Below are 12,790 nucleotides of genomic sequence, written 5' to 3'. Positions count from 1 at the left end.
TGTTTTTCAGGTTATTTAGTTCAAAAAAAATCCCGCACCGTAAAGCGCGGGATTTAAAAATAGGACTTTTTTAACTTAGAAATAAAACGTGAGTCCGGCAGAAATTACATTCCCGCTGAATTCCTTATCCGAAAGGTCTTCGCTGCCGTCAAGAAATAAATAACGGTAATCGATATTGAATGCAGCCGACTCAGAAAAAGCTACATCGGCCCCAAATCCTAAATGATATCCAATTTTTATTTCAGCGTCGTCGCCGGGATTTACAAAGCCACCGTCGTAGTCATAAAAAGTATAGTAGGCACCTAAGCCGGCCAGTCCATAGGGAGCAAAATTTTCTGCGAGCGGCGCAAAGAGCAGCAGTGAACCGGTTACCGGAACTTGCCTTACAGTTAGTTCACTTCCACCGGAAGTAGTGTAGCCCTGCTCACCACGGTATTCCAGACTGAATTCAGCCCCAACATATTTTCCTTTGGTTCGAGATTGAAGGCCGATAAACATGGTTCCATCCTCAGCGTCAGGAGCTTTATAGAAACCCACTTTGGGCCCAATACCCGAAGCATTTTCAATCATATATTGCTGGGCATTTGCCTGGCTGAAAAGTGCCGTGATGGCTATTACAGATATAAAAGTGATTAATTTTCTCATTATAAGTTATATGTTTATTTAAGTTCACTACTTGTAAATCATTAAATCACTTTATGTTCCGAAAAAAATCTTACTACTGGTTACTGATTCTGTCACGTATAAGTTCATCTACAGTAGGTTTTGCCCCTCTTTCTTCAATTAATCGTTCGGCCTGCTGATGTGTGACCCCAATATTGCGCATCCGAATGAGGCTCTCTTTGGTAAGTTCTTCTAAAGTATACCCTAAATCCATCATATTACTGGTAAAGAAAGCTGTTACCCCTGCCCGTCTTATATCAACTAAATCCTGAACTGTAAACTCGTATCCCAATTCCCGCATCATTCGGGCAAAAGTACCGCTTACATCAGCATTTTGCAGGTCTACCAATTCCTCCAAAGTTACATTAGTATAACCTGCTTCTCTAATTTGGGAAGTATAGGTTGCCGTTACTCCTTCCTCTCTTAATTCGGTAAGCTGTTCGTGAGTAAGGGTTCCGTAACCCATTTCTTCCATCCAGGCTCCCATTCTATTCAACAGATCTTCATTTGGCTGGCTGAGTTCCTGCACAAAATTTTCGATTGGGTTTAACTGGATACTTGAAAAATTCAGTTTTGAGCCGGCATAAAAGGTAAGCGTAGTTATAAATGCAAAAAGCAGAATATAGTTCGCCAACTTTGAGGTTGTAGTGCCACCGGAACCCGTTGAACTTTCACCAATATCAAACTGTCCTTCTTGTTCAAGGTCTTCTAAGTCATTTCTCAGGTTTTTAAATTTTGTACTCATAGCTATTGCCCATTTTTTGATATAGGGTATAACCTACGTTATTCTCCCAAGAAAGATGCAAAATACTTAGGAAACCAAATCTAAGGATCGGGTAAGTTCTCCAATGGTAAAAGGCTTAGAAATCAAATCAACACATTCGGTAGCCTTAGCTCGATCGTAATTCACTTTATCTGAGTTTCCGGTCAAATAAATCACAGCTGTTTCGATATGTTTTTTGATCTCAATTACGGCTTCAATCCCATCCATTTCCCCTTTTAAACGGATATCCATCAGGATAATATCGGGCTTATGTTCTTTTGCCAGCTCAATGGCTTCATCCCCGGAAGCTGCCTTACCAACTAAATTATGTCCTAATTTATTTATCATATTTTCGACGACTAATGAAATAATCATGTCGTCTTCAACTATAAGTACTTTCATTACTGGTTCTGCCAATGATATGTCCTTTTCAGCTTGAGATTAAATTTTACTTACCCTGACAACCAAGAGTATCCAAAACCTAAAATGTTACAATTTTATGATCAATTTGTGAATTTTCTTTAAGAGCTATCTCTTGCATGGAAACTAAATCCACTAAAAAACCTTCCTCAATATCTATATATGCAATCCAGCCTGAAAAGTTCTCATCTTTGCTTTTCAATATGGGTACGGCCCAACAAGTCCTTATTTCCAGGTCATTGCTGTTTTCATCAACAATTGGTAAATGGACTTTCTCAGGTATTTCTGTTATATCTTCTTCCTGCACGGTATAAGTGCTGTCCTCTCCCGTATAATCACTCATATGAATTTTCCAGCCAACCATGCCCTGCATCACATCTAAGTATCCAAAGTTTACAAAGTCAGGTATCTTAAAATCAGGATACCAATTACCCCAAATTCGATTAACTCCCTCTGCATCTACAAAAACAGTGATTTCTGTTCCTAATACCTCAGCAGAATCAATAACCTGATTTTTAAAAGTGAGTTTCCATTCAATGTTGGCACTATACTCATCGGGTCGGCCGCAATTAATACATCCGGGCTGTGGAAGTAATTCGTTTAAAACCAATTTATTGGTATCCTGAACGCCGGTATATTTGCTGTTTTTAAGTAATATTTTTTTAGCTGCAGAGGCCAAAGTATCCGGATTGTCCATCTCTACCCGTACTACATCATCTCCCCGGTTAGTTCTCTCACAGGGATTCTCCCCATTTTCAAATAATATTTCACTGAAACCGGTAAAACCGTACTCATTTAATGTAGAACATAAACGTCCGTTATTTACACTTTGGTACTCCGCATTCAAAGATTCTAATTCACCAATTTCAAGCTGAGGATATTTGGTGGGATATTCCAGGGCTTCATCACTAATGGTAAGCAAATCGCATGAAAACATGCCGAAAAAAGTACCCAATAATATTACAAGTAAAGTGTTTTTTTGCACGTTGTTGTAGTCTGTCTGGTTAAAATAAAACTACCAAAAATAGAACCCTGATACAATGTAAATCAGCCTCTCTTATATTAGTTTTTTCTAAGCTTAAAGCTTTTATATTTTAGCATGGCAAAAAGAAAAACGGTATGTATCATCGGTTGCGGCGTAAGTGGTTTATCTACCGCTCACCTCTTGCAGGAACGAGGCTGGGATGTAACCCTGTATTCCAAAGACAAACCCCGGGAAACTATATTAAAACCGGATTTCTGCAGCCTGTTTCCTGCTGCATCAATAATACCTCATTCTATTTATTATGATGCGCTGCATGAAATTTTTATGCAAAGCAGACAATACTTTAACCACCTTTTTGAGCAAAGATTCCCCGGGCTAAAAGTGCATGAACATTTCGAGCTCTTTGCTGACAAACGGTCTTTTCCTCAATATGCATCAATGATGAATAACTTTCAGTCTTTAGATGATTTTAGATCCGGGTTTCATCCATTTCACCCTGATATAACTATTCAAAGCGGGTGGAAATTTGAGTGCTTCTTTGCGGACTGGACCCTGTATTTTCCGGCGTTAATTGAACGGGTACTTGCAAATGGAGCCAAACTTCATATTGAGGATTTATCCCCAGGTAACTTACTTCAATTACCCTTTGAATATATTATCAATTGTTCTGAATTGGGCTCCATGAAGCTTTTTCAGGATGATGATAACCTCATTCAGCGAGGGCATATTTTGAATGTTATTGATGCTCCCCTGCTTTTAAATCCTGAGGGTAAAACCGTTTCCTATAATTTCTCTCCGGGAGCTGATGTTTATCAAAGCGAGGCTGGAAATCAGCAAGATGTCTACTGTTACCCGCGAAGCAATGGCTGGGTTTTGGGAGGCAGCCGGCAACAGGGTGAACTGGATTGGTCAGGAAACTGGACTGGTGAAGTGAATATTGAACCCGTTTCTGAAATTAATGGGATGAAAGTTCCTTCCCAAATCCTTGAACTCAATTCTAAGATTATTCAAAATACATTCGGAATAAACCCAGGTAATTACTCTAATATAAAATCCAAACTGGGTTACCGTTATATCCGAAAAACTAAAGATGGATTACGGCTTGAAACTGAAGAGATCAATGATAAACTGATTATACATAATTATGGCCACGGTGGAGCTGGTGTAACACTTAGCTGGGGTTGCGCCTTAAAAGCAGCCGATCTCCTGGAAGAGGCTTTTTAGCTAAATCCCATTTTTGATTTGTAGTTCAGCCAGTGTCCGCGAATAAGCAAAGTACTGCCGATTAAAGTTACCCCAGCCTCTCCATATTCACCCAGTTGATTGTTGAAAATCCAAGCCAGGAAAATAATACCCAACCCAATATATAAGTAGCCGGAAACCGATTTCAGGTCTTTTCTATTTTTTATGGACAAAATTACGGCCGGAGCAATAGCCAGAAAAAAAACCAAATGGGTGTATTCATGAAATTCTTCTAAGGCAGGCCATAAAGGGATTAAGGATACAAATACCGGTACCAACAGACAATGAATAGCACATAAACCGGACAGGCCTATGCCCATCCTGTCCCAAAACCCTTTGTCTTGCTCGTTTTTGATGCTCATCTATATATTTAGAAACGTCGTGTAGTTAGTGAATTTTACAGAACACCAAAGGTAAAAAATTTTTAGAATAGCTATGAGATTATAATCTGTATTTGTTCTACCTCAACCAATAGAACTAAAAGCTTGTATTAGTTTATCAATGACAAGTATTTTTAAACCTAAGAGGCTATATTCCACAAAATATCGTCATGAAATTCTATTCTGCTTTTTTATTTTTGATCGTTTTTTCTACTGCTGGATTTTGCCAAAATTATTCAGCAGCTACCTATAACGTGCGTCTTAACCTGGAAAGTGATGGGATTAACCGCTGGGACCATCGCAAGGAATGGCTTACTAATCAACTTCAAAAATATTCTCCGGATATTATTGGAACTCAGGAAGGATTACATAATCAAATCACTTACCTCGATAGTACTTTGACTTCTTACGATTATGTGGGCGTTGGTCGTAAAGATGGAATCCATGCCGGAGAATATGCAGCTATTTTCTTTAATACTGAGAAATTCATAAACATAGATCAAGGAACTTTCTGGCTATCAGAAACCCCGGATAGTGTCTCTATTGGGTGGGATGCCGCTAACATCCGTATCTGTAGTTATACCCTCCTTTTTGATCCTTCCAACAATGCTCATCTTTGGGTGTTTAATGCCCACCTGGATCATATGGGAACAGAATCCCGCATAGAGTCTCTAAAATTGATTCGATCCTATATTCAAAAGTTGAATACTAAAAATTACCCTGTCTTATTGATGGGTGATTTTAATGCAGAGCCGGACTCCAAACCTATCCTTTATCTAACTGAATACTTGAGGGATGCAAGAACTGTCAGTTCCACTCCACCCATCGGTCCGGAAGGAACATTTAATGGTTTCGATGTTTCTCATCCATTAGACAAGCGAATAGACTATATCTTTGTAAGCAAGAATGTAGAGATTCGGAAATACACCGTTGTCAATGAAATAAAGGACAACCGAACTCCTTCCGATCATCTCCCGGTACTTGTGAATTTCAGCTTATTAAAATCAAAAAAGTAAATTCAACTACAGTGCCATACCAATAGATACCACTACAATTATGAAATTTACTTTCGGTTACCGAAAATACGCAACAGCATAATAAACAGGTTGATGAAATCCAGATATAGCGCTAAAGCCCCCATGATTGCACCTTTGCTGCCCTCTTCTGAATTGATATCCATTTCCAAGCTCATTTTTTTAATTTTTTGAGTGTCATAGGCTGTCAAGCCTACAAACACCAACACCCCAATGTAAGTAATGCCCCAGTAGAGGGTTTCATTATGCCAAAACATATTCACCACACTGGCAATGATGATACCAATTAAACCCATGAACGCAATGTTACCAATACTGGTCAAATCAGTTTTGGTGAAATAACCGTAGGCACTCATCACCCCGAATGTCCCGGCAGTAATGAAGAAAGTAGAAGCGATAGATCCTGCAGTATATACCAGAAACAGGATTGAAAAAGTGAGTCCATTCAATGCCGAATATAATAGAAATAAAGAAATAGCCTTGGTAGCATTCATGCTCTCAATTCTGCTTGAAAGCCATACTACAAGTCCCAGTTCAGCAATAATAATTCCAAAGAACAGGATCTGATTTCCTGCAATCACATCGATCAGCCCTGAATTGGCAGTGCGTAATGCCACAAACCCGGTAATAGCCAGCGCTAAAGCCATCCAGCCATATACTTTGTTAATAAAACCAACCTGGATAGACTTAACCTGTTCTGCCGTTAAATGCTGTGTATTCATTTTTTCTTTTTGATAATAATTTAGATTGAAAATTTTTCCTGCGACTACAAATTCACTAAACCTTCATGAACCATGTTTATTGTGTGGTGAAAATACCAAAAGTAATACCCGTTTGTGCACTTTATAAACTAATAATTACATTTTTGGCATTTTTTGATTGAATAGATTTTCAATAAATATAACGAGGTTGTTATGAAAAAAAATATGGGATCCACTGATAAAATCATTCGCTTTATTTTAGCCGCCATTTTTGTGGCTTTATACTTTACCGGCACGGTAGTCGGAACATGGGGAGTTGTATTATTGGTATTGGCCGGAGTTTTTGTTTTGACAAGCCTGATTAGTTTTTGCCCGCTTTACGCCCCTTTTGGGTTAAGTACGTGTAAAACTTCAGTAGAATAATAAAGCAGACCTTTCGGTGTAAGTTTCTCAGCGAATTTGCATTATCACAATTGGATGATAAAGCAAGGGCGATACAGTACACCCTTACTTATTATCACTTACACTAGTTGTTATTACCCCCCAAACCAATAGCTCACCTTCACCAAGAATACATTGGTAGGCTTGGATTGGAATAATCCTTTTAGGTCGCGGGTGAAATCAAAATCTCCCATATCTGCAAAATCATTGCGCTGCTGCTGCCACACGAAATATAGCGTAGATCCGGGCATATATTCCCATCGGAAAACGGCATTGCCCTGCACTGCGCGGAAATTGAAATCAGGATCAGAAAAACTAATCTCAGGTGATGTTCCGCTACCGTCAGGATCTACCGTATATACACCGTTTGCTTTGTAAATATTTCCTCGATCTTCACCGTAGATATCAAAATCAAAAGTTCCCGGCTTGGCAAATTCCTTAAAGTTTTTATATGACCCGGTAGAGATAAAAGGTCGGACATAGGTTTGCAGACTCATCGTTGGTGAGAACGTCCAGTTAAGTCGGAAACTAGTACTTAAAGTATGCTGTTTGATATTTGCAAATACATATCGTCGGCCGTATGTATTCGAAGCATTGGCATCGGCTGCAGACGTTACAAACTGATCTGTATCTTTCTGATGACTATATTGTGGTGATATATTGATCTGCAGATATGGAACCGGATTAAGATTCAACCCAACCCATATATTATTGTCAAATTCTCCGGATGCATCTTTCTTCTGAAACGTTCCCACATTGAAAGATACTCTCTTATTAGGGTTCGAGTGAACGTTCATGTTAAAACCTAAACTTTGAGGAGTCTTAAGAATTGGTCCGCCTCTTGTAAAACGATCTGAATATTGATTACCACTACCGTAGTTTATATTGTAATTGATGTTCCACAAGTTATCAAAACGCATAAATCCGCCATGTACATATCCGTTTTTGATTACATTACCATCGTAGTTCCAGGCATGTGCATGGAAGACAAAAAATTCGTAGGAACGCAACCAACTCGGGTCTGTTTCGCGATAGATAAGTACACCGTTTATGGATCGGTAATCTGCTCTATTTTGGAAACCGAGATCGTTGGTTTCATAGCCAGGACTGACTTCGGAATAGGTCAGTGAAGTCATCCAGTTATCATCACCGCCTCTTTTCTGAATACTTAATTCCGTAGCAAAACCTGATAAACTCGTCTTGTCGGGATCAACTGTTAACTTTTCTGAATCTACACGATTGTAATACCTAACCGGAGAACGCTGGGCTAGTTCAATAGCTTCTTTACTTCCATTAATGGTGCTCAATGAGATCACACCGCTGGTGACCCAGTTTCGATTATTAAAGCTGTGCTCAAAATCAACGCCTCCCAAATAAGCGGACGTACGAAGAAAATCTTCAAAATAACTGTCTTCAATATTCCTGTTCACGGCACTTGCGAATCCGCCAAAATAGGTGTTTCCTGAGTTTATATCCTTTTTGGTACGCGCCACCATATAATTTGTAGTCGGCTCTATAGCGAACGTGTTTTCAGCTCCACCGGGTGTTGAATACTGTGCTCCTTCTTTAAGGGTATAAGCATCCAAAAAACCAATAGACCAGCCATTTTTGGTTTTACCGCTCAGTTTTGCAGCAGTAGCAATGGTGGTAAAGTCAGGTCTATCCACAAATTCGGCATTTACCCCGGCACGGTTAGCGCTGCCCTGAGGAGTTCGTCCGATCCTTCTGGAATAAAAGGTAACCGGATTCCCCATTGGGCTAAACGATTTGGTATTTCCAAATTGAAATATATCATTGCCTTCAAGAAAAAATGGTCGTTTTTCGGAGAAGAAGTTTTCATTGGCAGTCAGGTTGATTACGGCGGGATCAGCTTCAACCTGCCCAAAATCCGGGTTAATGGTTGCCGTCAGGGTAAGGTCTGATGTAACTCCATATTTAATATCTCCCCCGACATTACCGGCAAATTGGTTTTGACTGTAATAAGGATTGCCGGTTCCCGGCTTGGGAGCCCGTGTTACATCTCCCGAAATATAGGGAGTAATTTCCAGGCGTTTCGAACTTGACAGGTCATGAATTCCTTCTAATCGACCATATTTTGAAACCATGGCATTCTCATTTTGCGATACAGGTGCCCACATGGATATCTCGCCATTTCTTGATAATCGTCTTTGAAAATTTATCCCCCATTCTTGTTCAGAATTTTTAGAGCTGTATCGCAGCTGCGATAACGGGATCTTAATCTCCGCTGTCCACCCATTTTCTCCTATATGAGTTTTTGCTTCCCAAACGGCATCCCATAGAATATCCTCACCAGTATCATCAAAATATAGAACATCTTTTTGCACTCCTTTTGGATTTACTGCAAATGTAAAGGCGGTTCTTTGATCATTATAACTATCAAAACTTACGTAAACCCAATCACTTGCCTGTCCCCCATCTCTCCTGAATAATGGAGCTTTAATGGAATCGGGGTTTGACTCAAATGCGATCACCCCAACATAAATATGGGAATCGGTGTATAGTAACCTAACTTCTGTTCTTTGCGTTGGCTTGCTTCCGTCATTTGGGAAACGCTGGGTAAATTGTGTTGCTGCCGGTGCATCCATCCAAATTGATTCTGACAATTTTCCGTCTAATTTTACTTCATTGGATGCAGCTAGTCGTATAGCTTCCATGGTTGGCTGATCCGACGTGCCGGGCCGAATATCAGCTGTTTTAATTGAGATCGTATCCCCTTTCTTCTTATAGGAATTTTGGGCATTAACACTCGTTACAAGACATAGATATAGCAGGGTTAGTAATATTCTTCTCATCGTATTTTCCTTTTTTATTGAAGGAGTCCTATCCCTGTAACCATATATTAGGCTTGTGGTTACAGCTCCTTTTTTTTTGTTTCTCTTTACACGAAAAGCAAAAGAAAAAGTTACCCTTTTATTTATTTTTTACGAATTGAAATATCTCCATGCAGGGTTTTGAAGAGAAACTCGGGGCCGCCACCATTGACCTCACCAATAATCCATCTGTTAACCGCTACTTTAAAAGTACCATCATTATCACCAGACTCTGAGCGGGAGCTGTTGCGATCAATATCCATATCAAAATTGGTATACACATCGCCCCATTCAGTTTTCATTTTAGCTGTAAATTTGGCATTCGCAGGAAAAGAGACTTCGATATCTCCATTTACCCCTGTAAACGACATCGGGGAATTGGGATTTATTTGGGTGAAATCAATTTCCATATCTCCATTCACACTGTTCACCAATACGGTTCCGGTGATATCAACCAGTTCGATGTCCCCATTAACGGCGCTTATTTCAAGCTCACCGGCCAGTCCCGAAACTTTTACATCTCCTTGCATGGTATTCAATTTCAATGAAAAATTACGCGGCACATATACCACCATTTCAAAATCCTGATTAGGCATTGGGCCGGTAGAAATCCGCACTTCATTATTATCTTCCGTTACCTCTAAACCAAGCCCTCCGCTGGATATCCGGCGCATGCCGTTTTTCATGGCATCCTTGTCATCATCTCTGATATCCTCCCCATCATAATTAACAATTACATTTTCCTTGTTGTGGCTTCGAATTTCGATATCATCTGAAAACATGGCACTGACAATCAACTTACCGGGTTCTCCGGGATTTGAGAGTGGTACTTCTATATTGTTATTCTGTGCAACTACAGGGATGGATAAAAGGATCAATATTATTATCGGCAGTAAATGAATTTTAAATATTTTCATGGTATTTATTTTATGATTTTCTTTGTTTGATATAGGCGTTTCCATTTAAAAGCTGGATCCGCATTTCAGGGCCGCCTTCGCCAAATTGTATCGGAGTTGAATTCTCTATGCTTAATCGGTTCATCCCATCCGAATTTTTTCTAACTCGATTCCGCAGATACTTGATTTGTTCGAAGTCGGTATATAATTCACCGTGTAAACTTTTAAAGGTTACAACAGCGGATAAATTCTTTGGTGCATATACTTCAATAGTGCCATTAACGGTATGAAAATCAGCCCCTTCAGTAGGTCTCTCATCATACTCTACCCGAATATTACCATTAACGGTTTGAGCAGTAACCGCTCCTTTCACATTATTGATAAATACGCTTCCGTTAACATTGGTAGCCTCAGTTCCGTTACTCATTCCCCCTACCACTACTTCTCCTCCATTAATCGTTGAAATATGCGCCATCAGATAATGAGGGATTTTCAGTTGCAGGTTGAATTCAAACTCAAGCTGATTATCCTCCCAAGACTTCTTCCTGCTTTGTCGGGTTGAGGTATAGTGCAGTTCATCGTTCCTTACTTCCGCAACAACGCCGGGATGCCTTACAAATACAAAAAGACTGTTTTCTCCTTCCAGTCGATCCAGGTAGATTTCATCCGGATCAAAATCACCCAAAGCCGCCGGTTTACTCTTTACTATTTTAGTACCGGTAATCAGGATTTCATTTCCATCGTAACCCTCTGCATTCAAATCACCATTGATATTGTTCAAATGAAAAATCGTTTGCGCATTAAACTCGGAAGCAGGTATACGCATTTTTACTTCTTCATTTGTCCGCTGAGAAACGACCGGTGTTTGGGCCTGAATACCCGTATTTAAAACCAAAATTAAAATAAAAAGGATAGTTTTCATGAATCTGTTACATTAATACAGCAATGCTGCTTTGTAATTTCTGTTGTACGGTAAAGTCGAGTTCCCGCTCTTCCAATAGCCGCTCAAACTCCGGAGCGGAGTTTTTGAGTTCCAGTTCAATCATTGCATCAGCCAGCTCGATGATCACAATCGGGGATTCTTGCTTTGCAATAGACTGAACCAATCCTTCCCTCACTCGCTCATTTTCCGCCCAACGCTTCAGGGCTTCAATAGCTTGTACACGAACGTTTACACTTGGGTCATTATTTAAAGTAAAGAGCAAAGCGTGAATTGCTTCTGTATCAGCCCTTGGAAGCTCAGAGCTTATATTTACTGCTTTCAGGCGATCGGCAGCCGAAGCTCCTTCAAGCATATTCACCATCATCAATTCTTTCATTGTCTGCATTTCCTGGCTTAGCTGTTCAATTTCTGACTGATTTCCATTCAGTTGTGAACCGATAAAACCACCGACAATCAACAACATAAACGCATAAGCCAAGCGTGGCATCGTGAGTTCAGAAGCCACTTTTCTCAGTTGCTCTGTTACAGTTTGGAACCATGATGCTCTCATGGATTTCTTTTCCTCTTCCAGCATCGCATAAAAGCGCGGGCTCAACGCTTTGCCCGGTTTAGGCACTGAAATAGCCCCCAAATCTTCATGCATCTTCTCCAGTTCACGAAATTCCATAAAATCAATTTCGCCGCCGGCAATTAACTCTTCAACTTCTTTTTTACCTGCCGGATCTAAACTTCCGGCCAGGTAATCAGCAATCAATTGTTCATGTTTTTCATTCATAGCTGCATTCCTCACTTAACGTGATTACCAAATCTTTTAACTCTTTCATGGCCCTAAACATTTTCACTTTAATTGCTCCTTCTGAGGTATCCAGAATTTCAGCAATTTCCTTGTATTTTAGACCTTCATAACGGCTTAAAATCACAATTTCTCTCTTATCTTCATCCAGGCGGTCGAGTGCCATTTCCAGCAACTCTTTCTTTTCTCTTTTATTGATCAACCCTTTTGATTCAGGCTCTTCAACTTCCAACCGTTCTTCATCAATTTCGATTGGTATGCCATTTCTCTTTTGCTTTCGGTAATGATCAATATGTGCATTTCGTGCAATACTGAATAACCAAGTACTGAAATTTCCACTTCCGGTATAAGTATTACGATACTTCAGGATTCGCTCAAAAACGGATTGAACAAGATCCTCACTCACCTCGGGTTCTTTGCACATCCTGTAGAAAAAACTGAATAATGGTCGATTATATCGCTCAAAAAGAAGACCCAGCTTATCCAGATCCCCGTTTTTCACTTTCATCATTAATGCCTTATCCGAAGTTGAATCCACCTTAATTTTCCCGGGTTTTGTGTTTTCACCCTTATACACTGATAAGATGGGAAAAGGTTACAATTTTTTTTGTTGATCGTTAATGATTATTAAATAATAGAGCTTACCATTAACGAAGTACGATTAAACTAATAACAAACCCATTCAAAATTTCCTCATA

At 39.7% G+C, this 12,790-nt stretch carries 14 protein-coding genes; 3 read left to right on the top strand and 11 right to left on the bottom strand.

The genetic code is table 11. The features are described from left to right. Window positions 1-75: 75 nt before the first annotated feature. From HUJ22_RS02060 to HUJ22_RS02045, 4 genes are all read right to left on the bottom strand, one after another. On the bottom strand, window positions 76-645 hold the full coding sequence (locus tag HUJ22_RS02060) for an outer membrane beta-barrel protein (RefSeq protein ID WP_290873018.1): 570 nt from the start codon (window positions 643-645) through the stop codon (window positions 76-78). A 73-nt stretch (window positions 646-718) separates the two neighbouring features. Then, window positions 719-1,408, bottom strand: a complete 690-nt coding sequence (locus HUJ22_RS02055) for a hypothetical protein (protein WP_290873015.1) — start codon at window positions 1,406-1,408, stop codon at window positions 719-721. A 66-nt stretch (window positions 1,409-1,474) separates the two neighbouring features. Next, complete coding sequence (locus HUJ22_RS02050; protein ID WP_290873011.1) at window positions 1,475-1,828, bottom strand: response regulator; 354 nt, start codon at window positions 1,826-1,828, stop codon at window positions 1,475-1,477. 79 nt (window positions 1,829-1,907) lie between these two features. Next, entirely contained in the window at window positions 1,908-2,783 is an 876-nt protein-coding gene (locus HUJ22_RS02045) for a hypothetical protein (RefSeq protein ID WP_290873008.1), read from the bottom strand. Between the two features lie 162 nt (window positions 2,784-2,945). On the opposite strand from HUJ22_RS02045, the gene HUJ22_RS02040 reads away from it, so the two are divergent. Then, on the top strand, window positions 2,946-4,055 hold the full coding sequence (locus HUJ22_RS02040) for an FAD-dependent oxidoreductase (protein WP_290873005.1): 1,110 nt from the start codon (window positions 2,946-2,948) through the stop codon (window positions 4,053-4,055). Here HUJ22_RS02040 and HUJ22_RS02035 read toward each other — a convergent pair. Next, window positions 4,052-4,435 carry a MerC domain-containing protein gene (locus HUJ22_RS02035; RefSeq protein WP_290873002.1) on the bottom strand — a complete coding sequence of 128 codons (384 nt, stop codon included), beginning with the start codon at window positions 4,433-4,435 and terminating at the stop codon, window positions 4,052-4,054. The genes HUJ22_RS02040 and HUJ22_RS02035 overlap by 4 nt on opposite strands. A gap of 188 nt (window positions 4,436-4,623) precedes the next feature. On the opposite strand from HUJ22_RS02035, the gene HUJ22_RS02030 reads away from it, so the two are divergent. Then, complete coding sequence (locus HUJ22_RS02030; protein ID WP_290872999.1) at window positions 4,624-5,469, top strand: endonuclease/exonuclease/phosphatase family protein; 846 nt, start codon at window positions 4,624-4,626, stop codon at window positions 5,467-5,469. A 47-nt stretch (window positions 5,470-5,516) separates the two neighbouring features. On the opposite strand, the gene HUJ22_RS02025 is transcribed toward HUJ22_RS02030, so the two are convergent. Then, window positions 5,517-6,209 carry a Bax inhibitor-1/YccA family protein gene (locus HUJ22_RS02025; RefSeq protein ID WP_290872996.1) on the bottom strand — a complete coding sequence of 231 codons (693 nt, stop codon included), beginning with the start codon at window positions 6,207-6,209 and terminating at the stop codon, window positions 5,517-5,519. A 192-nt stretch (window positions 6,210-6,401) separates the two neighbouring features. Between HUJ22_RS02025 and HUJ22_RS02020 the strand changes: the two genes are divergently transcribed. Further along, the gene (locus HUJ22_RS02020) at window positions 6,402-6,611 is read left to right on the top strand and encodes a DUF2892 domain-containing protein (RefSeq protein ID WP_290872993.1); all 210 of its coding nucleotides are present in this window, start codon (window positions 6,402-6,404) and stop codon (window positions 6,609-6,611) included. A 113-nt stretch (window positions 6,612-6,724) separates the two neighbouring features. Here HUJ22_RS02020 and HUJ22_RS02015 read toward each other — a convergent pair whose 3' ends face one another. From HUJ22_RS02015 to HUJ22_RS01995, 5 genes are all read right to left on the bottom strand, one after another. Then, window positions 6,725-9,442: a DUF5916 domain-containing protein gene (locus HUJ22_RS02015; protein WP_290872991.1), complete on the bottom strand. Its 2,718-nt coding sequence runs from the start codon at window positions 9,440-9,442 to the stop codon at window positions 6,725-6,727. Window positions 9,443-9,564: 122 nt separating this feature from the next. Beyond that, a complete protein-coding gene (locus tag HUJ22_RS02010; RefSeq protein ID WP_290872988.1) occupies window positions 9,565-10,377 on the bottom strand; it encodes a DUF4097 family beta strand repeat-containing protein in 813 nt (270 codons plus the stop codon). Window positions 10,378-10,387: 10 nt separating this feature from the next. Then, window positions 10,388-11,278: a hypothetical protein gene (locus tag HUJ22_RS02005; protein ID WP_290872986.1), complete on the bottom strand. Its 891-nt coding sequence runs from the start codon at window positions 11,276-11,278 to the stop codon at window positions 10,388-10,390. A 7-nt stretch (window positions 11,279-11,285) separates the two neighbouring features. Further along, the gene (locus HUJ22_RS02000; protein ID WP_290872983.1) at window positions 11,286-12,074 is read right to left on the bottom strand and encodes a hypothetical protein; all 789 of its coding nucleotides are present in this window, start codon (window positions 12,072-12,074) and stop codon (window positions 11,286-11,288) included. After that, window positions 12,067-12,603: an RNA polymerase sigma factor gene (locus HUJ22_RS01995; protein WP_290872980.1), complete on the bottom strand. Its 537-nt coding sequence runs from the start codon at window positions 12,601-12,603 to the stop codon at window positions 12,067-12,069. Before HUJ22_RS01995 ends, HUJ22_RS02000 begins: the two co-directional genes overlap by 8 nt. Window positions 12,604-12,790 lie beyond the last annotated feature (187 nt).

Source organism: Gracilimonas sp., assembly GCF_014762685.1.
In the GTDB taxonomy this organism is placed as follows: Bacteria; Bacteroidota; Rhodothermia; order Balneolales; family Balneolaceae; genus Gracilimonas.
The sequence above is the reverse complement of the archived record's forward strand: the minus strand, read 5'-3'. Positions and strand labels throughout refer to the sequence as shown.

Coding starts and splice junctions, on each gene's coding strand:
- HUJ22_RS02060 (WP_290873018.1), bottom strand. CDS start 645: ATGAGAAAATTAATCACTTTTATATCTGTAATAGCCATCACGGCACTT.
- HUJ22_RS02055 (WP_290873015.1), bottom strand. CDS start 1,408: ATGAGTACAAAATTTAAAAACCTGAGAAATGACTTAGAAGACCTTGAA.
- HUJ22_RS02050 (WP_290873011.1), bottom strand. CDS start 1,828: ATGAAAGTACTTATAGTTGAAGACGACATGATTATTTCATTAGTCGTC.
- HUJ22_RS02045 (WP_290873008.1), bottom strand. CDS start 2,783: ATGTTTTCATGCGATTTGCTTACCATTAGTGATGAAGCCCTGGAATAT.
- HUJ22_RS02040 (WP_290873005.1), top strand. CDS start 2,946: ATGGCAAAAAGAAAAACGGTATGTATCATCGGTTGCGGCGTAAGTGGT.
- HUJ22_RS02035 (WP_290873002.1), bottom strand. CDS start 4,435: ATGAGCATCAAAAACGAGCAAGACAAAGGGTTTTGGGACAGGATGGGC.
- HUJ22_RS02030 (WP_290872999.1), top strand. CDS start 4,624: ATGAAATTCTATTCTGCTTTTTTATTTTTGATCGTTTTTTCTACTGCT.
- HUJ22_RS02025 (WP_290872996.1), bottom strand. CDS start 6,209: ATGAATACACAGCATTTAACGGCAGAACAGGTTAAGTCTATCCAGGTT.
- HUJ22_RS02020 (WP_290872993.1), top strand. CDS start 6,402: ATGAAAAAAAATATGGGATCCACTGATAAAATCATTCGCTTTATTTTA.
- HUJ22_RS02015 (WP_290872991.1), bottom strand. CDS start 9,442: ATGAGAAGAATATTACTAACCCTGCTATATCTATGTCTTGTAACGAGT.
- HUJ22_RS02010 (WP_290872988.1), bottom strand. CDS start 10,377: ATGAAAATATTTAAAATTCATTTACTGCCGATAATAATATTGATCCTT.
- HUJ22_RS02005 (WP_290872986.1), bottom strand. CDS start 11,278: ATGAAAACTATCCTTTTTATTTTAATTTTGGTTTTAAATACGGGTATT.
- HUJ22_RS02000 (WP_290872983.1), bottom strand. CDS start 12,074: ATGAATGAAAAACATGAACAATTGATTGCTGATTACCTGGCCGGAAGT.
- HUJ22_RS01995 (WP_290872980.1), bottom strand. CDS start 12,603: ATGATGAAAGTGAAAAACGGGGATCTGGATAAGCTGGGTCTTCTTTTT.